General features: G+C 65.1%; 20 protein-coding genes. 12 read left to right on the top strand and 8 right to left on the bottom strand.

The window, feature by feature from the left end; genetic code table 11:
* Positions 1–146: 146 nt before the first annotated feature.
* Positions 147–2,798 carry an aminopeptidase N gene (pepN, locus tag ACM9LZ_RS17070; RefSeq protein WP_416620707.1) on the bottom strand — a complete coding sequence of 884 codons (2,652 nt, stop codon included), beginning with the start codon at positions 2,796–2,798 and terminating at the stop codon, positions 147–149.
* A gap of 196 nt (positions 2,799–2,994) precedes the next feature.
* On the opposite strand from pepN, the gene ACM9LZ_RS17065 reads away from it, so the two are divergent.
* From ACM9LZ_RS17065 to ACM9LZ_RS17045, 5 genes are all read left to right on the top strand, one after another.
* Positions 2,995–3,552, top strand: a complete 558-nt coding sequence (locus ACM9LZ_RS17065; protein ID WP_416620706.1) for a hypothetical protein — start codon at positions 2,995–2,997, stop codon at positions 3,550–3,552.
* Complete coding sequence (locus tag ACM9LZ_RS17060) at positions 3,549–4,118, top strand: hypothetical protein (protein ID WP_416620705.1); 570 nt, start codon at positions 3,549–3,551, stop codon at positions 4,116–4,118. The genes ACM9LZ_RS17065 and ACM9LZ_RS17060 overlap by 4 nt, the downstream gene beginning before the upstream one ends.
* Before the next feature lie 17 nt (positions 4,119–4,135).
* Positions 4,136–4,849 (top strand): ATP-binding protein, encoded by a 714-nt coding sequence (locus ACM9LZ_RS17055; protein ID WP_416620704.1) that lies wholly within the window; start codon positions 4,136–4,138, stop codon positions 4,847–4,849.
* A gap of 214 nt (positions 4,850–5,063) precedes the next feature.
* Positions 5,064–5,744: an SDR family oxidoreductase gene (locus tag ACM9LZ_RS17050; RefSeq protein WP_416620703.1), complete on the top strand. Its 681-nt coding sequence runs from the start codon at positions 5,064–5,066 to the stop codon at positions 5,742–5,744.
* 28 nt (positions 5,745–5,772) lie between these two features.
* Positions 5,773–6,375, top strand: a complete 603-nt coding sequence (locus ACM9LZ_RS17045; RefSeq protein ID WP_416620702.1) for a 2-hydroxychromene-2-carboxylate isomerase — start codon at positions 5,773–5,775, stop codon at positions 6,373–6,375.
* Positions 6,376–6,386: 11 nt separating this feature from the next.
* Here ACM9LZ_RS17045 and ACM9LZ_RS17040 read toward each other — a convergent pair whose 3' ends face one another.
* Positions 6,387–6,944: a hypothetical protein gene (locus ACM9LZ_RS17040; protein ID WP_416620701.1), complete on the bottom strand. Its 558-nt coding sequence runs from the start codon at positions 6,942–6,944 to the stop codon at positions 6,387–6,389.
* A 235-nt stretch (positions 6,945–7,179) separates the two neighbouring features.
* On the opposite strand from ACM9LZ_RS17040, the gene ACM9LZ_RS17035 reads away from it, so the two are divergent.
* The 6 genes from ACM9LZ_RS17035 (at position 7,180) to grxD (ending at position 13,443) form a co-directional block, all read left to right on the top strand.
* The gene (locus ACM9LZ_RS17035; protein WP_416620700.1) at positions 7,180–9,162 is read left to right on the top strand and encodes a S9 family peptidase; all 1,983 of its coding nucleotides are present in this window, start codon (positions 7,180–7,182) and stop codon (positions 9,160–9,162) included.
* A gap of 171 nt (positions 9,163–9,333) precedes the next feature.
* Entirely contained in the window at positions 9,334–9,561 is a 228-nt protein-coding gene (locus tag ACM9LZ_RS17030; RefSeq protein ID WP_416620699.1) for a hypothetical protein, read from the top strand.
* 200 nt (positions 9,562–9,761) lie between these two features.
* On the top strand, positions 9,762–10,451 hold the full coding sequence (gene purQ / locus ACM9LZ_RS17025) for a phosphoribosylformylglycinamidine synthase subunit PurQ (RefSeq protein ID WP_416620698.1): 690 nt from the start codon (positions 9,762–9,764) through the stop codon (positions 10,449–10,451).
* Complete coding sequence (purL, locus tag ACM9LZ_RS17020) at positions 10,448–12,670, top strand: phosphoribosylformylglycinamidine synthase subunit PurL (RefSeq protein WP_416620697.1); 2,223 nt, start codon at positions 10,448–10,450, stop codon at positions 12,668–12,670. Before purQ ends, purL begins: the two co-directional genes overlap by 4 nt.
* An 82-nt stretch (positions 12,671–12,752) precedes the next feature.
* Complete coding sequence (locus ACM9LZ_RS17015; protein WP_416620696.1) at positions 12,753–12,992, top strand: BolA/IbaG family iron-sulfur metabolism protein; 240 nt, start codon at positions 12,753–12,755, stop codon at positions 12,990–12,992.
* Between the two features lie 112 nt (positions 12,993–13,104).
* Positions 13,105–13,443, top strand: a complete 339-nt coding sequence (grxD, locus tag ACM9LZ_RS17010) for a Grx4 family monothiol glutaredoxin (RefSeq protein ID WP_416620695.1) — start codon at positions 13,105–13,107, stop codon at positions 13,441–13,443.
* 171 nt (positions 13,444–13,614) lie between these two features.
* On the opposite strand, the gene ACM9LZ_RS17005 is transcribed toward grxD, so the two are convergent.
* The 5 genes from ACM9LZ_RS17005 to ACM9LZ_RS16985 form a co-directional block, all read right to left on the bottom strand.
* Positions 13,615–14,046 (bottom strand): DoxX family protein, encoded by a 432-nt coding sequence (locus ACM9LZ_RS17005; protein WP_416620694.1) that lies wholly within the window; start codon positions 14,044–14,046, stop codon positions 13,615–13,617.
* 201 nt (positions 14,047–14,247) lie between these two features.
* On the bottom strand, positions 14,248–14,862 hold the full coding sequence (rpsD, locus tag ACM9LZ_RS17000; protein WP_416620693.1) for a 30S ribosomal protein S4: 615 nt from the start codon (positions 14,860–14,862) through the stop codon (positions 14,248–14,250).
* A 230-nt stretch (positions 14,863–15,092) separates the two neighbouring features.
* Complete coding sequence (locus tag ACM9LZ_RS16995) at positions 15,093–15,485, bottom strand: MAPEG family protein (protein WP_416620692.1); 393 nt, start codon at positions 15,483–15,485, stop codon at positions 15,093–15,095.
* Between the two features lie 54 nt (positions 15,486–15,539).
* Positions 15,540–16,304 (bottom strand): alpha/beta hydrolase, encoded by a 765-nt coding sequence (locus ACM9LZ_RS16990; RefSeq protein WP_416620691.1) that lies wholly within the window; start codon positions 16,302–16,304, stop codon positions 15,540–15,542.
* A gap of 195 nt (positions 16,305–16,499) precedes the next feature.
* Positions 16,500–17,090, bottom strand: a complete 591-nt coding sequence (locus ACM9LZ_RS16985; protein ID WP_416620690.1) for a TetR/AcrR family transcriptional regulator — start codon at positions 17,088–17,090, stop codon at positions 16,500–16,502.
* A gap of 127 nt (positions 17,091–17,217) precedes the next feature.
* Between ACM9LZ_RS16985 and ACM9LZ_RS16980 the strand changes: the two genes are divergently transcribed.
* Positions 17,218–17,592 carry a Crp/Fnr family transcriptional regulator gene (locus ACM9LZ_RS16980; RefSeq protein ID WP_416620689.1) on the top strand — a complete coding sequence of 125 codons (375 nt, stop codon included), beginning with the start codon at positions 17,218–17,220 and terminating at the stop codon, positions 17,590–17,592.
* Positions 17,593–17,620: 28 nt separating this feature from the next.
* On the opposite strand, the gene ACM9LZ_RS16975 is transcribed toward ACM9LZ_RS16980, so the two are convergent.
* Positions 17,621–18,052 (bottom strand): hypothetical protein, encoded by a 432-nt coding sequence (locus ACM9LZ_RS16975; protein WP_416620688.1) that lies wholly within the window; start codon positions 18,050–18,052, stop codon positions 17,621–17,623.
* Positions 18,053–18,129 lie beyond the last annotated feature (77 nt).

Raw genomic sequence — 18,129 nt, 5'->3', positions numbered from 1 at the left:
TCGCGCGCTCATCGACGGCAACTTCGCCCTCGCCTGAAACCTCCCGCCGCCAGCCACGTGAGCAATTACCCATGTTCCGGCCGGGTGCACAGTCGCAAGGGGTCCGACACCATGTGGCGTCGGACCCCGGTGGAAATCAAAGAATATCAGCCTTCCAGGCTGCGGGAGACGATCTCGTACACGTCGCGCGACAGGTCCGGCGTATGGGCCACCCGTTCCAGCGCCACCTTGGCGGCGGCCTGCCGTTCCGCATCATAATTGCGCCAGCGGGCGAAGGCCTTGGCCATGCGGCTGGCCACCTGCGGGTTCAGGCGGTTCAGCTCGATCACGCGGTCGGCCAGGAATTCGTAACCGGCCCCGCCCGCGGCGTGGAAGGCCACGGCATTGCCCGTGAACGCGCCGATCAGCGCATAGACCTTGTTCGGATTGCGGATGTTGAAGCCGGGGTGCGACAGCAGCGCCCTCACTTCGGCCAGCGTCTCGGGGCGAGCCGAGGTGGCCTGGATCATGAACCATTTATCCATGACCAGCGGCTCCTGCCGCCATTTGGCGGCGAAGGCGGAGAGGGCGTCGGCCCGTTCCGGCATGTCGCTGTCTGCGATCAGGGCCAGCGCGGCGATCACGTCCGTCATGCCCGTGGCCGTGCGGTACTGCGCCAGCGCCAGTGCCCGGCCTTCCCCGTCCCCGGCCGCCATCAGATAGGCCAGCGCGGCATTCTTCACGGCGCGACGGCCGATGGCTTCGGGGCTGACGCTGAACGCGCCCTGCCCGGCATTGCCGTGATAGGTGGCCAGCAATGAAGCGCGATGGCTGCGGCCTATCGTGCCGCGGACCAGTTCGCGCGCGGCATGGATACCATCCACATCGATCACGCCCATCAACTGGCCCAGATAGTTCTCCGACGGCAGGGTCAGCGCCAGGGCCGTGAAGGCCGGGTCCTCGCCCGCCCGGCTCAGCGTCTGGCCGATGGCGTCGACGAAGCTGGCCGGCACGATCATGTCGTGGCCGGCCGCCCGATCGGCCACCAGGCCCAGCAGCAGGCGGGCCGCCAGCGTCTGCCCCGCTTCCCACCGGTTGAACGGGTCGCTGTCATGGGCCATCAGGAATGTCAGGTCGGCATCCGTATAGTCGAAGCTCAGCTTGACCGGCGCGGAAAAGCCGCGGAACAGCGACGGCACGGGGGACGCCGCCACGCCGGTGAAGGTGAAGTCCTGCTCCGCCTCCCGCAGGGCCAGGACGCGGGTGCCCGTCACGGCCTCGTCCTCCCCGGCCAGCTTCAGCGGCAGGTCGCGGCCATCGGGGCCGACCAGCCCCATGGAAACGGGGATCAGCATGGGCCGCTTATCCGGCTGGCCGGGCGTGGGGGCCAGGGTCTGGCGCAGGGTCAGGCGGTAGGTGCGCGACGGTGCGTCATAGGTGCCTTCCCCGCTGACGGCGGGCGTGCCGGCCTGGGCATACCAGCGGCGGAACTGATCCCAGTCGACGGCCCTGTCGGGGTTCGCGTCGCGCATGGCGGCCAGGAAATCATCCGTCGTCACGGCCTGACCGTCATGGCGGGCAAAATAGAGGTCGATACCGCGCCGATAACCCGCCGCGCCCAGCAGCGTATGGTACATGCGCAGGACCTCCGCCCCCTTCTCGTAAACCGTGGGCGTGTAGAAGTTGTTGATCTCGATATAGCTTTCGGGTCGCACGGGATGGGCCGTGGGGCCCGCATCCTCTGCGAACTGCACCTGACGTAGCCGCGTCACGTCCTGGATGCGCTTCACGGGGGCCGAATTCATGTCCGCGCTGAACTGCTGGTCGCGGAAAACGGTCAGCCCTTCCTTCAGCGAAAGCTGGAACCAGTCGCGGCAGGTGACGCGGTTGCCTGTCCAATTATGGAAATATTCATGCGCCACCACGGTCTCGATGCCCAGGAAATCGGTATCGGTGGCCGTGTCGGGGCGGGCCAGGATGTATTTCGTGTTGAAGATGTTGAGCGACTTGTTCTCCATGGCGCCCATGTTGAAATCGCCGACGGCTACGATGTTGAAAATGTCCAGATCATATTCCAGGCCATAGGCCTCCTCGTCCCAGCGCATGGACTTGATCAGGCTTTCCATGGCGTGGCCGCACTTGTCCTCGTTCCCCGGCTCCACATAGATGCGCAGCGCGACGTCGCGGCCGGACCGGGTGCGGTACCGGTCCTCGATATGGACCAGCTTGCCGGCCACCAGCGCGAACAGGTAGCAGGGCTTGGGCCAGGGGTCCTCCCAAAGGGCCCAATGGCGGCCGTCCGCCGCATCCCCCTGGTCCACCAGATTGCCGTTCGACAGCAGCACGGGATAGGCCTGCCGGTTCGCCTCCACCCGCACGCGGTACGTCGCCATCACATCGGGACGGTCCTGGAAATAGGTGATCTTGCGAAAACCCTCCGCCTCGCACTGGGTGCAGTAATTGCCCGAGGATTTGTATAGCCCTTCCAGCGCCGTGTTGCTTTCCGGGTGGATGCGGGTCACCATCTCCACCACCGCCCCGTCGTCCGGCAGGTCGTTCAGGGTCAGGTGGTCGGGGGTGCAGGCATAATCATCGGGTCCCAGCGGCCGGCTGCCGACGGCGACAGACAGCAGCTCCAGCTCCTGTCCGTCCAGCACGAGCGGGCCGCGCGGCACTTCATGGTTGCGGCGGATGCCCAGACGGGCGGTGACGATCGTCTCCCCCTCATGCAGATCGAACGACAGATCGACCGTATCGATCCACCAGGCCGGGGCGACATAATCCTTCAACAGGATGGCCTTCGGCGAACCCTTGTCCATGACCAGCATCCCTAAATGTCAGAGGGCGCGGAGGCGGTCTCCGCCCCCCCGCGCGGCCCCCCCGCGCGATTGCCGGGCAGGATAGGGCATCGGCGGTCACGAGGGGTGAAAAATTTAACACGCACTTTCATACAACCACCCTATCATTGTACCCCATCGGAGGGACCGCAATTCGCGCGGGCAGGCGGGAGGTGCAATGTATCTGGAATTGTCGGCGGCCGACGTCGTGATCCTGTCCACCGCCGCGGCCAGTCTGGTCGCCGCCGTGATCCTGGAAATGCTGCGGGTGGTGATCCCCGACATCTATGAATGGGTCGCCGACCATCAGAAGATACGGCGCGAGATCGCCGAAGGGCAGGTGGCCCTGGCCCGGCTGCGGGAGACGAACCGCGTTCAGGCCGCCCACCGCGACCGGCGCAATGCCGAGCGTTTCCGCATGAAATCGCAGTTGAGCCGGCTGGAGATGACCCTGGCTGCCGTGGAGCGTGAGCGGGTGGAGGTCTGGCACGAACGGGGCCAGCAGGGCGTGGCCGATCAGTTGTTCACGGCCAGGCTTGCCAATCGGCGCCTGGCCGACCAGTCGGCGCGTGACTTCGACAGCGCCCCCGTCATCTGGCGTTACGGCAACAATATCCGCGTCTGGGCACCCGCCGAGCGGGTGGCGCGTCAGATGCTGTCGGCGGCCTTTCCCGCCGATGACGGGTTCATGATCCTGGATTTCGCATCGGCCGGCAGCACGGCGGCGCGGCCATGATGGTTACCTGGATGAACCTGACCAACCTGTTCGCCCTGGCCATCGCCGGATCGGCCCTGGTCATGGCGGCCCGCCGCATCATGCGCGTCATCCGCACCACGGAGCGCAAGCTGTCCCGCGCGGTGGACGAGAAGAACATGGTTGCCGCCGCCCTGCGCCATGCCAAGCGGGAGGAGACGGCGATTCGTCAGGCGCTGGATGAGGCGGACCACCATATCAGCCTGATGACCAGTGTCATCGCCACGGCAGAAGGCCGCATCGAGCGGCTGCGGGCCCAGCCCCGCCGCACGGTGACCATGATCGATGGCGAGTGGCAGCGATTCGACCGGCTCTGGTCCGTTCTGGTCACAAATCCCGCCCTCGCTGCGGGCCGCCAGTCGGGTGGCGGCTGGGCCGACGGAAAGAGGCTGTACGGATTCGCACGCTCGGGCGATGATCTGGCCCTGCGGGTCGGGACGCAGTATCGGCCCGGTGATGGTTTCATCATTGGCGCACCAGCCATCGTCGATCTGACGGATGACGGCGGCGGGTCGGTCGCGGTAGACCCATCCGGGCGCGGCGCATGACAGAAGGCGGGGGGAAGATGGATTTCCAGGTGGCCGGTGACACGCTAGACGAGGCGGAACGCAGCCGAATCGCAGTGGAACTGGGCCTGCCCTTAGCGCGGCCCGGTGCCACCATCCCCGACGCCGCCCGGGTCCGGGTGACGGCGGAGGGGGCGGCGGTCGAGCTGGTGACGGCTTTGCGCGGGAATAGTGCCGCCATCGTGGAACAGGGGCCGCCCGGAACCCTGCCCGTGGGGGCGTTGCGTGCGGCACTGGACGGTGGACGGCTGCTGATCTCCATGACCACGCGGCTGGCCTGGACGCTGGATACCGCCGCCCAGATTTGCGAGGGACTGCTGGCCCGCGGCATGCTGCCGGCGGCGCTGCGCCATGATGTGGAATTGTCGCTGCACGAGGCGATCATCAATGCCGTCCTGCATGGGAACCTGGCCATGGGCGGTTCCCTGGTCGATGACCCCCGGCAGTTCGATGCCTTCTGCCAGCGCCTGACGGCAACCCTGGCCGATCCCGAGCGGGCGGCCCGGCGCATCGATGTCTTCGTCTGGCTGGCCGACGGCTTGCTGCATATCAGCATCAGTGACCAGGGGGCCGGATACGACCCCGCCGCCATCCGACCCCCCGTCAATGTGGAGGCGAAGTCGGGTCGGGGGCTGGAGATCATGCGGGTGATGTCGTCCGGCCTGACGGTCACCGATGGCGGGCGCACGGCCACGCTGGTCTTTGCCATCTGACCATGACACCCGCCCTGGCGGGTGGTCGGGGCCATCTGACCATGACACCCGCCCCGGCGGGTGGTCGGGGAGGGGGGACGGTGGCGGGAACCGGTGGCCCGGCCACCTGTTTCCCCTGATATGGGGTCCGGTCTGGTGTGCCGGCCTTGGCGGCCGGCGGCATCGGGCATAGTCTGGATGCGATCCATCGCCCCGTAGCGCAGAGGGAGGCGTCATGCCCGTACTTGTCATATCCGGTGCCAATCGCGGCATCGGGCTGGAATTCGTCCGGCAATATGCCGCCGATGGCTGGACCATCGTCGCCGGCGTCCGTGATCCGGGCAAGGCCGGGGATCTGGCGGGGCTGAAGGGGGTGGAGGTTGTGGAACTGCGGGTGGATGACCCGCTGTCCATCCGGGCCTTCGCGGATGGACTGGCCGGCCGGCGGGTCGATCTGCTGATCAACAATGCCGGCGTGATGGGACCGGAGGGTCCCGACCAGTCGAAGGAGCGTATCGACGTGGCAGGCTGGATGCAGACCCTGCAGGTCAATGCGCTGGCGCCCATCCTGCTGGCCCAGGCCCTGAAACCCTCGCTGGCGGCGGGGGCGAAGGTGGTGACGCTGTCCAGCCAGCTTGGCTCCATCACAGAGAATGAAGGGGCCGGCCTGTACGCCTACCGTGCGTCGAAGGCGGCCGTGAACATGGGCAATCGCTGCCTTGCCGTGGATTGGCGTGATGACGGGATCACCTGCATCGTCCTGCATCCCGGCTGGGTGCAGACCGACATGGGCGGTCCCAAGGCACCTGTGAAGCCGCCGGACTCGGTGGCCGGCATGCGCCGGGTCATCGCCGGGGCCGGTCCGGCCGACAGCGGTGCCTTTTTCGGCTTCGACGGTCGTCGCATCCCCTGGTGATCCCTGGTCCGGAAAGGACAAGCGTCGCATGAAGGCCCCCATCGAGTTCTATTTCGATTTCGCCTCTCCCTATGCCTATCTGGCGGCCACGCAGGTGGAGGCGCTGGCCGCCCGGCTGGATCGGCCGTTGCACTGGCGCGCCATCCTGATGGGGGCCGTGCTGAAGGTGACGGGCGGTGTTCCCAACCTGGCCAAGCCCCTGCAGGGTGACTACCTGCGCCGCGACGTGCCGCGCTGCGCCCGGCGGCTGGGGGTGCCGCTGGCCCACCCGCTGCCATCCCCCTTCGCGTCGCTGGCGGCATCGCGGGCTTTCTACTGGCTGGACGCCGTGGGCGGCGAACATTCACCTGTGGCCCTGGCCCATGCCGTCTTCAACGCCCATTGGGCCGACGGCCGCGACATGGCCATGCCGGAGAATGTTCTGGATGTGGCTGCCGGGCTGGGGCTGGACCGGGCGGCCGTGGAAGCCGGGCTGGCCGACCCGTCGGTGAAGGAGCGGCTGCGCGTGGAAACGGAAGCGGCCATCGGCCGCGGCGTTTTCGGCGTGCCCTATTTCATCGTCGATGACGAGCCCTTCTGGGGCGCGGACCGGATGGGCGAACTGGAAGCCTGGGTCGGCGGCGGCTGGTAGCCGCCCCGGCATCAGTGCAATAGCCAGCGCGTCATGGCCGGGAACGGGGCCAGGCCGTTTTGATGCAGCAGCGCCATGACCCCGCAGGGCCCCGTCATACCCAGCATGGCCAGGTGCGCGATGCCGAACTGGTTGCCTGTTTCCAGCAGGTACATGAACCGGTCCCGCTGTTGTTCTTCCAGCCGGTAGCCGCCTGCGAAGAAAAGGGTTTCCGGCGGCAGGTCCAGCGCCTTCATCGCGGCGTAGGACCAGGCGATGGCGGCCGTTTCCGTATGCATCAGCGCGATCCGCGCCTGCGGGTCGGGGTCGTCGCCGGCCGCCTCGCGCAGGCTGGTTTCCAGGTTGGTGCCCAGCAGGGGGCGCAGACGGGCCGGCACGATGGCAATGTGCCCCGCCTCGTGCAGCAGGTCTCCGGATACGTGGAGATGATCCGGATCGACATGCATCACCCCCTGCCGGATGGTGACGCCGGGCAGGAAGCCCTCCGGCCCGAACGGCCCCACCTCCAGCGGCAGCCCGATGCCGCGCAGGAAATCCACGATCCTGTCGAAATGCTCTGCCCCCAGCATATCAGGTCCTGTTCTGTTGTGGTTTTGCAACCATAGCTTACAGTTGGGCCGATGACCATGCCAAGCCCATACAGTGCCGCCTGACCCGCCCGTCCGCCCGGTGCCGGGGAGGGCGGAGAATTGTTTCTGGATCATTTCAAGGGGAGCAGGCCCCTTGCAGCCCCATGGCGATGCGCTAGGCTGGCAGCCGCGCAATCCAGACACGCCGGTTGGCGAAGAAACAAGGATAAAAGACGTGCGGACTATCGGACATTGGGCGCGGGGCAGTGCCCTGGCCCTGGTTATGGCTCTGACAGCCACGGCTCCCGTGCTGGCCCAGGCCAGCGCCCCCGCGGTGGAGCGGGTGCAGAACGGCAATCTGGTCACGGAGAATGTGCCCGCCATCGATGCGGCACTGGGAGAGCGGCTTTCCGCCTACCTGAACGCGCGCTCGGCCGGGTTTCTGGACTGGACGCCGGATGGCAAGGGCATCCTGATTTCCACCCGGTTCGGGGAGACGGCACAGCTCCATCTGGTGTCCGGCCCCATGATGGCGCGCCAGCAGCTCACCTTCGCGGCCGAGCCGATCACCCGCGCCAGCTTCCGTCCGGCCCGCGACAGCAGCGATCTCGTCTATGTCTGGGACAAGGGCGGGTCGGAGAATTTTCAGTTCTTCCACATGGACATGTCCACGGGCGTGTCCACGCTGATCACCGACGGCAAGTCGCGCAACCAGGGACTGGTCTGGAACCACAAGGGCGACCGCTTCGCCTTTTCCAGCACGCGCCGCGATGGCCGGAACACCGACGTCTATGTCGCCGGCCTGAAGGATGCGGCCACGGCGGCGCCCCTGGTGGCGCAGACGGGGTCCTACGGCGCTGTCGCCTTCTCTCAGGATGACGGCAAGCTGCTGGTCGGCCAGTATCTGGCCATCACCAAATCCTATCTGTCGGTCGTAGATGTGGCCACGGGCGCCATCACCCGCATCAAGCCGGAGCGCGACGATATCGCGCTGGGCGGCATCGGCTTCACCCCTGATGGCAGGGGCGTATTCCTGACCTCTGACGAGGAGGGGGAGTTCAAGCGTCTGGGCCTGCACGATCTGGCGTCGGGACAGACACGCTGGATCACCGCCGACGATCCCTGGGACGTGGAGGAAGCAGCCCTGTCGCATGATGGCCGGCGCCTGGCCTATGTGCTGAACGAGGGGGGCTGGTCCACCCTGCGCGTCATCGATACGAAGTCGCTGAAGCCCGTCAAGCTGCCCACCCTGCCCAAGGGGGTGATCGGCGGCGTTTCCTTCAGCCCCGACGGCAAGCGTTTGGCGCTGTCGCTGACCCGGCCGACCGCGCCGGCCGACGTCTATGTCGTCGATCTGGCCAGGGGGGCGGTCGAACCCTGGACCCGGAGTGAGGTCGGGGGCCTGAACACCGACAATTTCGCCGATGCTGAACTGATCCAGTTCCCCACCTTCGACCAGGTGGACGGCACGCCCCGCCAGATCCCGTCCTTCCTCTACAAGCCCACGAACGGGCCGGCCAAACTGCCGGTCATCATCCTTGCCCATGGCGGGCCGGAGGGGCAGAGCCGGCCGACCTTCAGTTCCACGGTGCAGTTCTGGGCCAATGAGCTGGGGGCCGCCGTGCTGCTGCCCAATATCCGGGGCTCCGACGGATACGGAAAGACCTATCTGGGCCTGGATAACGGCTTCAAGCGGGAAGACAGCATCAAGGATATCGGCGCCCTGATCGACTGGATCGCCACCCGTCCCGACCTGGACAAGGACCGGGTGGTCATCGCCGGCGGCTCCTATGGCGGCTATGTCACGCTGGCGGCCATGACCCATTACAATGACCGGCTGGCCGGCGGCGCCAACACGGTCGGCATCTCCAACTTCATTACCTTCCTGGAAGCCACGGCCGACTATCGCCGTGACCTGCGCCGTCCCGAATATGGTGACGAGCGCGATCCGGAGATGCGTGCCTTCCTTCAGCGTATCTCCCCCCTGACCAATGTGGACAAGATCACCAAGCCCATGCTGGTCATCCAGGGCTATAACGATCCGCGTGTGCCGGTGGGCGAGGCAGAGCAGATGGTGGCTGCCATCCGCAGGAACGGTGGTGACGTTGCCTATGTCCTGGCCATGGACGAGGGGCATGGCTTCCGCAAGAAGTCCAACCAGTTCGTGGCTCAGATGGCCCAGGCACAGTTCTTCCAGAGGGTGTTCGGGCAGAAGTAATAAACATACAAAATAACTCAATGGCCATTTGATTGTTTTGAATAAATACAATCAAATGGCCTATTTTATTTCTGGTCAATTTCGAATTGTCGTCAATATGTGTTCTTAGATTGAGAGTTGTGGCAGAATCTAAGTGGTGATATATGTGTGAGGTCAATTTTGGAGGTCAAAATGGCTCACGAAGTTATCATAAAGTGCATACCAGAGTTTGAGTTATCGTCAAAGGACATGGTTCTGATGATTTCGGATCATGATGGAAAGATTGGAGAAATACATATCAGTAAGGGAAATATTGACTTCTGGCCTTCAGGAAATTCGGTTAATCATTTTCAGCTTTCGTGGCGCAAGTTCGCGGAAATCATGAAGGAAAATGGCGCTCAGGTGCGTATGCGTAACTGAGCCAGAGGCATTCGGGCGCTGGCCTTCAACGAGGTAAGCCAGCGCCCCACCCCCCCGATAACGCCGCCCTGCCATGGCCTGTCCGGGTGGTTCCCGACCTTGCATTGAAGCCCTGTCGGCATTAGGTTCCGGCCGCATCGGGGGGCCGTCCCGGTGACGGTTCGCCGCCTCCCATCCACCAACAGGAACGGGTTCGCGGGATGAAGTCCGCCGTCATCGTCTTCCCCGGTTCCAATTGCGACCGCGATATTGCGGTTGCCTTGGAACAGGCTTCCGGCAAGAAGCCCCACATGGCTTTCCACAAGGACACGGACCTGCCGGACGTCGATGTCATCGCCGTCCCTGGCGGTTTTTCCTATGGCGATTATCTGCGCTGTGGCGCCATGGCCGCCCATTCGCCCATCATGAAGGTGGTGAAGGAACGCGCGGCCAAGGGCGTGCGCGTTGTCGGCATCTGCAACGGTTTCCAGATCATAACGGAAGCCGGTCTGCTGCCGGGCGCCCTGATCCGCAACAAGTCGCTGAAATATGTGTGCCGCACGGTCGGCCTGCGCGTCGAAACGACGGACAGCGACTTTACCCGGAAGTACGCCAAGGGGCAGGTGATCGGCATTCCGGTCGGCCATGGCGAGGGCAATTACGTTGCCGACGAGGAGACGCTGAAGCGCCTGGAGGGCGAGGGGCTGGTGGCCTTCCGCTATGCCGCACTGCCGGGCCAGGACGCCGGTCAGGCGAACCCCAACGGTGCAACCAACGACATTGCCGGCATCTTCAACGCTGAGCGCAACGTGCTGGGCATGATGCCGCATCCCGAACGCGCCTTCGATCCGCTGCATGGCAATACCGACGGCCGTGCCTTCTTTGATAGTTTGGTGGAGACCCTGTCGTGAGCGCCCGCAAGGAACCCGTTGTCAACGAGCAGCTTGCCGCCGAACATGGCATCAAGGCCGATGAATATGTCCGCCTGCTGGAAATCGTCGGCCGTCAGCCGAGCTTTACCGAGCTGGGCATCTATTCGGTGATGTGGTCGGAGCATTGCTCCTACAAGTCGTCGCGCGTCTGGCTGAAGAAGTTCCCGACCAAGGCCCCCTGGGTGATCTGCGGTCCGGGGGAGAATGCCGGCGTCATCGATATCGGCGACAATCAGGCCGCCATCTTCAAGATGGAAAGCCATAACCACCCCTCCTATATCGAGCCCTTCCAGGGTGCTGCGACGGGCGTGGGCGGCATCCTGCGCGACGTGTTCACCATGGGTGCGCGGCCGATCGCCAACCTGAATGCCCTGCGTTTCGGGGAGCCGGGCCACCCCAAGACCCGTCAGCTGGTGGCGGGCGTCGTGTCGGGCATCGGCCATTACGGCAATTGCGTCGGCGTGCCCACCGTGGGTGGCGAGACCAATTTCCACAAGGCCTATAACGGCAATTGCCTGGTCAATGCCATGACCGTGGGCATCGCCGACCAGGACAAGATTTTCTATTCCAAGGCGGCGGGTGTCGGCAATCCGGTGGTCTATGTCGGGTCCAAGACGGGCCGCGACGGCATCCATGGCGCCACCATGTCCTCGGCCGAGTTCACCGAGGATAGCGAGGCCAAGCGTCCCACGGTGCAGGTCGGCGATCCGTTCACGGAAAAGCTGCTGATCGAAGCCTGCCTGGAACTGATGAACACCGACGCCATCCAGTCCATCCAGGACATGGGCGCCGCCGGCCTGACCTCCTCCTCCGTCGAAATGGCTGGCAAGGGTGGCCTGGGGATCGAACTGCATCTGGAAAAGGTGCCGCAGCGTGAGACGGGGATGACCCCGTATGAGATCATGCTGTCGGAGAGCCAGGAACGCATGCTAATGATCCTGAAGCCCGGTTCCGAAGACGTGGCCCGCGCCATCTTCGAGAAGTGGGAACTGGATTTCGCCGTGATCGGTCACCTGACCGATACGGGCCATTTCGTCCTGAAGATGAATGGCGAGACCTATTGCGACCTGGAACTGGCCCCGCTGTTCGACGCGGCCCCGCTGTATCATCGCCCGACAGAAGAGACGCCGGCCCAGCCGCCGCTCGACCTGGACGAGGATGAGTTGTGGCCGGAAGATCTGTCGCTGGGCGATATCCTGACCAAGCTGGTCGCCTGCCCCGATCTCGCCTCCAAGCGTTGGATCTGGCAGCAATATGACGCCCAAGTTGGCGCGGATACCCGCTTCCTGTCGGGTCAGGCCGATGCGGCCGTCGTGCGCGTGCATGGGACGAACAAGGCGCTGGCCATGTCGTCCGACGTGACCCCGCGCTATTGCTTCGCCGACCCGGTGCAGGGCGGGCGTCAGGCCGTGGCGGAGAGCTATCGCAACATCTGCGCCGTCGGCGCCCTGCCGCTGGCCATCACCGACAACATGAATTTCGGCAATCCCGAAAAGCCCCGCATCATGGGGCAGTTCGCCGGCTGCGTCGAAGGTATGGCCGAGGCTTGCCGCGTCTTGGACTACCCGGTCGTGTCGGGCAATGTCTCGCTCTATAACGAAACCAACGGCGTTGGCATTCTGCCGACCCCGACGGTGGGTGGCGTGGGCCTGCTGGCCGATGGGCACAAGGCCGTGGGTCTGGGCTTCAAGAATGACGGCGACGTCATTCTGCTGGTGGGGGAGACTGAGGGTCACCTGGGCCAGAGCCTGTACCTGCGCGAAATCCTGGGTCTGGAGGAAGGTCCGGCCCCGGCCGTCGATCTGGAGACGGAGAAGCGTCACGGCACGTTTGTGCGCGATGCCATCCAGGCGGGCCTGATCACGGCGTCGCATGACGTGTCGGATGGCGGGTTGCAGGTGGCGCTGGCCGAAATGGCCATGGCCGGCAACAAGGGTGCGGACCTGTCCGGCCTGGACGGCTGGCACGTGGCGGAGCTGTTCGGCGAGGATCAGGGCCGCTATATCCTGACCGTCAAGCCGGCCGATCTGGAAGCGATGGAGACCAGGGCCGCGGAGGCCGGGGTTGCCCTGACCCGCATCGGCAGCGTGGGTGGCGACGCCCTGACGGGTGCGTCGGGGGCCATTATTTCGGTCGCTGACCTGATTGAGGCGAACGAGGCTTGGTTGCCCAACTATATGAATGGCAAGGTGGGCTGAGTACCACCCTGTGACCGCCTCTTAACGTCATTCCCGCTTGCGCGGGGATGACGATTGGGGGGTAATTGAAAGGACCCGACCCATGGCGATGCACGCATCCGAAATCGAGGCCCTGCTGCGCGAGGCGTTCCCCGACGCGGTCGTCCGTATCGATGATCTGCGCGGCGATGGCGACCATTACGCGGCCTATGTGGAAAGCCCCGCCTTCAAGGGGAAATCCCGCGTGGCCCAGCATCAGGCCGTCTATGCCGCCCTGAAGGGCCGCATGGGCAATGAACTGCACGCCCTGATGCTGACGACAGCCGCTCCCAAGGACGCATGATTGCCCCGCCGAACGATCCCCCTGTAAAGGCCGGGCGTTCGGCGCTATATGTCAAGGGATTTGCCGCGGTGCCGTTCGGGCGCGCCGGTGGCACTGCCAAGGAAGTGACGAGATGGATCAGACGGTTGCCGAGCGCATCAAGCGCGATATCAGCGACAATGACGTCGTTGTCTATATGAAGGGGACGCCCGTGTTCCCGCAATGCGGCTTCTCCGCCGCCGTGGTCCAGGTGCTGAGCCATATCGGTGTCAAGTTCAAGGGCATCGACATCCTGGTCGACCCCGCCCTGCGCCAGGGCATCAAGGAATTCACCAACTGGCCGACCATTCCCCAGCTTTATGTGAAGGGGGAGTTCGTGGGCGGTTGCGACATCGTGCGCGAGATGTATGAGACGGGTGAGCTGCAGGACCTGCTGCGTGACAAGGGCGTCACCTTCGAGGATGCCGCCTGAGGATTGCCGCAGGATTTCCGGTAAAGGAAAGGGCCGCTCCGGTGACGGGGCGGCCCTTTCTGCGTTGTCGGGGAAGGGGGGGAGAGTTCGGGGGAGAGACAACACCATCGGTCGGAATGTCTGCCCGATGGTGTTGGAACGCCGGCGGTCATTCATGCCGACGGTACAGGATCAGGCGCGCTTCTCCAGCAGGTTGTCCACCGCCACGGCCCCGGCACCATTGCCGGCCAGGACCAGGAAGCCACCAGCCATGGCGACGTTCTTCCAGAACATGATGGACTGGAAATAGGCCATCTGCGCATCGGTCAGCGCCCAGTAATTATGGAACAGGATGGCGGAGACGATGGAGAAGCCGGCCATGACCAGCGCGGCGGCGCGCGTCTGGAACCCGGCGATGATGAAGGCACCGCCCACCAGCTCCGTCACGATGGCGGCCAGCAGCAGCAATTCAGCCGGCAGGGGCAGGCCGGCGGAGCCGACATAGGCCAGGCTGCCCTCCCAGCCTGTCACCTTCGACAGGCCGGACGAGATAAAGATGGCGGCCAGCAGGATGCGGCCAGCGACGGGCAGATATTTGGCGTTACTGGCGATCAGTTTGTTCATGATGAATGTCCCTTCGGTTCTCTGGGGTGGGCGCCGGCATCGGCGCCGTCGTCTTGGGATGGAAGATACGCCCAGTGAACCGTTGCGACAATGTGTGCCGATCAGGATTAATTGTCCCGGAATTTGGAACAATGCGGGGACAAAAAAGGCCGCACCCCGAAGGGCGCGGCCTGATCTGTCGTTGCCCGAGGGCGCCGGACCTTAGCGCGAATAGAATTCGACGACCAGGTTCGGTTCCATCTGGGTCGGGTACGGCACGTCGGCCAGGTTCGGGGCGCGCAGGTAGGTGCCCTTGAAGTTGCCGGTGTCGACGGTCACGTAATCCGGGAAATCACGCTCGCCGGACTGGATGGCTTCCATGATGAGCGCGAAATTCTTGGCCTTGGAGCGCACTTCGATCACGTCGTTGTCCTTGACCTGGTACGACGGGATGTTCAGGCGCTTGCCATTGACCAGGATGTGGCCGTGATTGATGATCTGACGGGCCGAGAACGGGGTCGGCGCGAACTTCATGCGGTAGACGACGGCGTCCAGGCGGCGCTCCAGCAACTGGATCAGGTTCTCGCCCGAATCGCCCTTGCGGCGCACGGCCTCCTGGTACAGCTTGCGGAACTGCTTCTCGCCGATATTGCCGTAATAGCCCTTCAGCTTCTGCTTGGCCATCAGCTGCAGGCCGAAATCCGACGGCTTCTTGCGGCGCTGGCCGTGCTGGCCGGGGCCATATTCACGCTTGTTGATGGGGGACTTGGCGCGGCCCCACAGGTTGACGCCCAGACGGCGGTCAATCTTGTACTTGGCTTCCTGACGCTTGCTCATTGACATGCTCCGTTTGGCTGGTCGTGACGACCAGCCTTGTTGTCCCGGTAGTTCCCCGCCCTTTGCATGCCGACCCCGACGCGCGGGACCGGAACGCAAAAACGGGGACGGGGCACCAGATGACCGGTGCCCGCCTTCCCAGGAATGCGGGGGGTATAGGGGAACGCCCGCGTCCTGTCAAACCCAACCCGCCCCTGTCCGCCGCAACCCAGCCGGGCCGGCTGGGGATATCACAGCCCGGTGATGGCCCGCACGATCAGCAGCAATGCTGCGGCCAGCAACATCAGCCAGGTCAGCAGCACGCCCCACAGGCGCCCGAAGCTTTTCCCGCCGGGATTGCTGGTCAGGCCCTGGGCATGCAGGACGCGGCCCAGGAACAGCGCGGCCCCCAGCGCATGCAGCAGGGCGGGCGGCTGGCCGGACAGTTCCAGCAGCACCAGCAGGATAAGGGCCAGCGGCACATATTCCACGAAATTGGCCTGCACGCGGATGGCCGCCTGCAGCGCAGGCTTCCCGCCATCGCCCAGCGACACCATGTGCCGCCGCCGCTGCATGGAGACACGGAAACTGAGCACCAGCAGCAGCAGCCCCAGAAGCCCCGCATAGAGGGGGGTGATGGTCACGGGCATGATCTTCCCTGTCCGTTTATCGTTGAGGCGGCGAGAATAGCGGAGAAATCACGCCGACGCCAAGGCGAAGCCCAGCACCAGCCCCTGCACGGCCGGATCGGACAGCAGCCGGCGATGACCCAGGCCCTCCACCAGATGGACGGCCATGCCGGGCCAGCCGGCGGCCAGATGCAGGGCGTCGGCCACCGGCATGATGCGATCGTCGCTGCTATGGATCAGCAGGGCCGGCACCTCGGCATTCCCCCGCACGTGCAGCCCTGCCAGCGGCCGGCCCAGCGCCTGGTCGATGGCCAGCGTCAGATCATGTTCCCCGTCGGTATCCAGGCGCAGGACCTGCGCGATCTGCCGCACGGGCAGCATCAGGTCGGCCAGGGGTGCCAGCAGCACGGCACGGCCGGGATCGAAGCCCTCCTGCATGGCCAGGGCCAGGGCTGTGGCCCCCAGCCCGTGGGCGATGCTGGCCGTGACGCTGCCGCCGGCCGCCATGGCCACGGCGCGGATGGCCCGCACCATGTCCAGCACATGCGTCTCCTCGCCGGCACTGCGGCCGTGGGCCGGGGCGTCGAACGCCACGACCCGGGCGCCGGCGTCCAGCAGCGGCTGCACGAAGGGCATCATGTCGTAGATTTGCCCCTCCCAATCATGCACCAGCACTATCAGCGGCGCGGTGGGACCCCGGTCCGCACCCCAGATGCGTGCTGCCAGATGGGGGGTGAAGCCTGGGACCACCAGCACCATGCCGCCGGCCGGTTCCGGCAGGGCGGGCGGCGCCAGCCGGCGCTCGGGCAACAGGTAGAGGTCACGGCCTTCCATCACCCTGCTTCTGCTGCGCGGGTGAAACAGTGCGGTGACCCCATCCCACCAGCTTTCCAATCCAAAGTCACGAACGTTCGTGCTTTTTTCAAGGCTCAAAAAGGACACCATGAGACTTCTCCCCGATGAATATGGGCGCCCCGGATCGGGGTCAGCCCGCAATGATGCAGGTGGGGCCGCCGCCAGCGGCCCCGGTCAAGCCCTTGCCCGGTCGATAAGGCCACGCACCGCGGTGCGTGCCCATTGTTCCGCCTTGGGATTCTTCAAAAGCCGGTAGCTTTGTGCAAAGCCGTAACAAAGCGAGATGCCTTCAAACGCGAACTGTTCGCTATCCAGGTCGGCCCGCAGATGCCCTTCCTCCACCGCGCGGCGGACGGCGCCGATCACGACGCGCCGCATCTCTTCCTGATGGCGCACGATCTGGTCGCGGATGGGTCCGGGCCGGTCATCGAACTCGATGGAGGCCGCCTGGATGGGGCAGCCGCCGGGCAGCACGGGTTCCCGCGTCCAGCCAATCCAGTTCTCGAACAGAGCCAGCACGCGGGGCAGCCCGCGCGGCTGGGTGAGGGCAGGGCGCACGACCGTTTCGGCGAACAGTTCCGCCGCCCGGCCCAGTACAGCGGCCTGAAGCTGTTCCTTGCTGCCGAAATGCGCGAACAGCCCGCTTTTCGACATGCTCAGCCGGTCGGCCAATGTCCCGATGGTCAGGCCGGTCAATCCGTCCGTGCTGGTCATGGCCAGCGCTTCGTCCAGGATTGCGGCGCGCGTGCGTTCACCCTTGCTCATAGGACACAAATAATACGAACGGTCGTTCTATTGTCAAGTCCCATGGCAAAATCCGCCTGTTCGGCGTAATGCTTGGCGGCCCTGCGCCCGACGCAGCCCTCTCTGGCCCTGGATGCGAGGAGCCGTCATGTCCGCCGCCTTTGAACGCCGAACCTTCGCACCGGGCGAGCCGATCTTCAAGGAAGGTGATCCCGGCGACAGCCTTTATGTCGTGGAAAGCGGGCGGGTGCGCATCTGGCGTGGCGATCTGGAACATCCCACCATCATTGGCCGGATCGAGAGTGCGGGCATATTCGGTGAAATGGCAATCTTCGACCGCAAGCCCCGCATGGCGCATGCCTCGGCAGAGGTGGAATCGGTGCTGATGCGCATGCCGGCCAGCGTCCTGCGCGAAAGCCTTTACGGTGCCGACCCGTTGTTGCGACAGTTGGTGCAACTGCTGATCGACAATATCCGCACCATGGCTCGCCGTCTGGATGAACTGGAGGGCAAGGCCGGCTGACCGGAGGCTGCGGCCGCGGGCCGGGCCCTCATTGCATGGGACCGTCCGCTTCGACCCGGATGCCAGCTGCTGGTGGCGTCACCGGATATCCCTGCCACGGCTCCGCCTCCGGCACCGACAGGGGACTGTCGGCCAGCGGCACCAGGGCGCGGCCCAGGTCCAGCATGAACAGGGCATCCGGCCGCCCCGGCCGCGGGGCAGGGCAGGCGGCGGAACGGTAGCGAACGACGAGACCATCCCCCGCCGGCCTGTCCCAGGCATAGACGGTGCAGGGGCCATAAGGCGAGGGGTGTATTTCCCCCGTGGCGAAGGTGGGATAATTGCCGTGTTCGCTGCCCCTGCCGGCCGCGACCGTGGGCGGCGGGCCGGCCTGCCGCGGGGGTGGTGGCTGTGCGACCTGGGCGCATCCCGCCAGGGCGGCACAGATCAAGAGGATGGCCAAACCCTTGCGCTGATCCATGACGCCCTGTCTTCCCCCGTTTCAGGCGCCGGTACAGCGCCTGATTGATTGGCCGACATGGAATTACATCCGATTGC

It is taken from the genome of Niveispirillum fermenti, assembly GCF_048066175.1.
Classification (GTDB): Bacteria; Pseudomonadota; Alphaproteobacteria; order Azospirillales; family Azospirillaceae; genus Niveispirillum; species Niveispirillum fermenti.
Note: the sequence above shows the minus strand (reverse complement) of the source record. Positions and strands in the feature narration are given on the sequence as shown.

Coding starts and splice junctions, on each gene's coding strand:
- ACM9LZ_RS17005 (WP_416620694.1), bottom strand. CDS start 14,046: ATGAACAAACTGATCGCCAGTAACGCCAAATATCTGCCCGTCGCTGGC.
- ACM9LZ_RS17040 (WP_416620701.1), bottom strand. CDS start 6,944: ATGCTGGGGGCAGAGCATTTCGACAGGATCGTGGATTTCCTGCGCGGC.
- ACM9LZ_RS16980 (WP_416620689.1), top strand. CDS start 17,218: ATGTCCGCCGCCTTTGAACGCCGAACCTTCGCACCGGGCGAGCCGATC.
- ACM9LZ_RS17015 (WP_416620696.1), top strand. CDS start 12,753: ATGGCGATGCACGCATCCGAAATCGAGGCCCTGCTGCGCGAGGCGTTC.
- ACM9LZ_RS17055 (WP_416620704.1), top strand. CDS start 4,136: ATGGATTTCCAGGTGGCCGGTGACACGCTAGACGAGGCGGAACGCAGC.
- ACM9LZ_RS17050 (WP_416620703.1), top strand. CDS start 5,064: ATGCCCGTACTTGTCATATCCGGTGCCAATCGCGGCATCGGGCTGGAA.
- ACM9LZ_RS17060 (WP_416620705.1), top strand. CDS start 3,549: ATGATGGTTACCTGGATGAACCTGACCAACCTGTTCGCCCTGGCCATC.
- grxD (WP_416620695.1), top strand. CDS start 13,105: ATGGATCAGACGGTTGCCGAGCGCATCAAGCGCGATATCAGCGACAAT.
- ACM9LZ_RS17045 (WP_416620702.1), top strand. CDS start 5,773: ATGAAGGCCCCCATCGAGTTCTATTTCGATTTCGCCTCTCCCTATGCC.
- purQ (WP_416620698.1), top strand. CDS start 9,762: ATGAAGTCCGCCGTCATCGTCTTCCCCGGTTCCAATTGCGACCGCGAT.
- ACM9LZ_RS17030 (WP_416620699.1), top strand. CDS start 9,334: ATGGCTCACGAAGTTATCATAAAGTGCATACCAGAGTTTGAGTTATCG.
- ACM9LZ_RS16975 (WP_416620688.1), bottom strand. CDS start 18,052: ATGGATCAGCGCAAGGGTTTGGCCATCCTCTTGATCTGTGCCGCCCTG.
- ACM9LZ_RS17065 (WP_416620706.1), top strand. CDS start 2,995: ATGTATCTGGAATTGTCGGCGGCCGACGTCGTGATCCTGTCCACCGCC.
- rpsD (WP_416620693.1), bottom strand. CDS start 14,862: ATGAGCAAGCGTCAGGAAGCCAAGTACAAGATTGACCGCCGTCTGGGC.
- pepN (WP_416620707.1), bottom strand. CDS start 2,798: ATGGACAAGGGTTCGCCGAAGGCCATCCTGTTGAAGGATTATGTCGCC.
- ACM9LZ_RS16985 (WP_416620690.1), bottom strand. CDS start 17,090: ATGAGCAAGGGTGAACGCACGCGCGCCGCAATCCTGGACGAAGCGCTG.
- ACM9LZ_RS16990 (WP_416620691.1), bottom strand. CDS start 16,304: ATGGAAGGCCGTGACCTCTACCTGTTGCCCGAGCGCCGGCTGGCGCCG.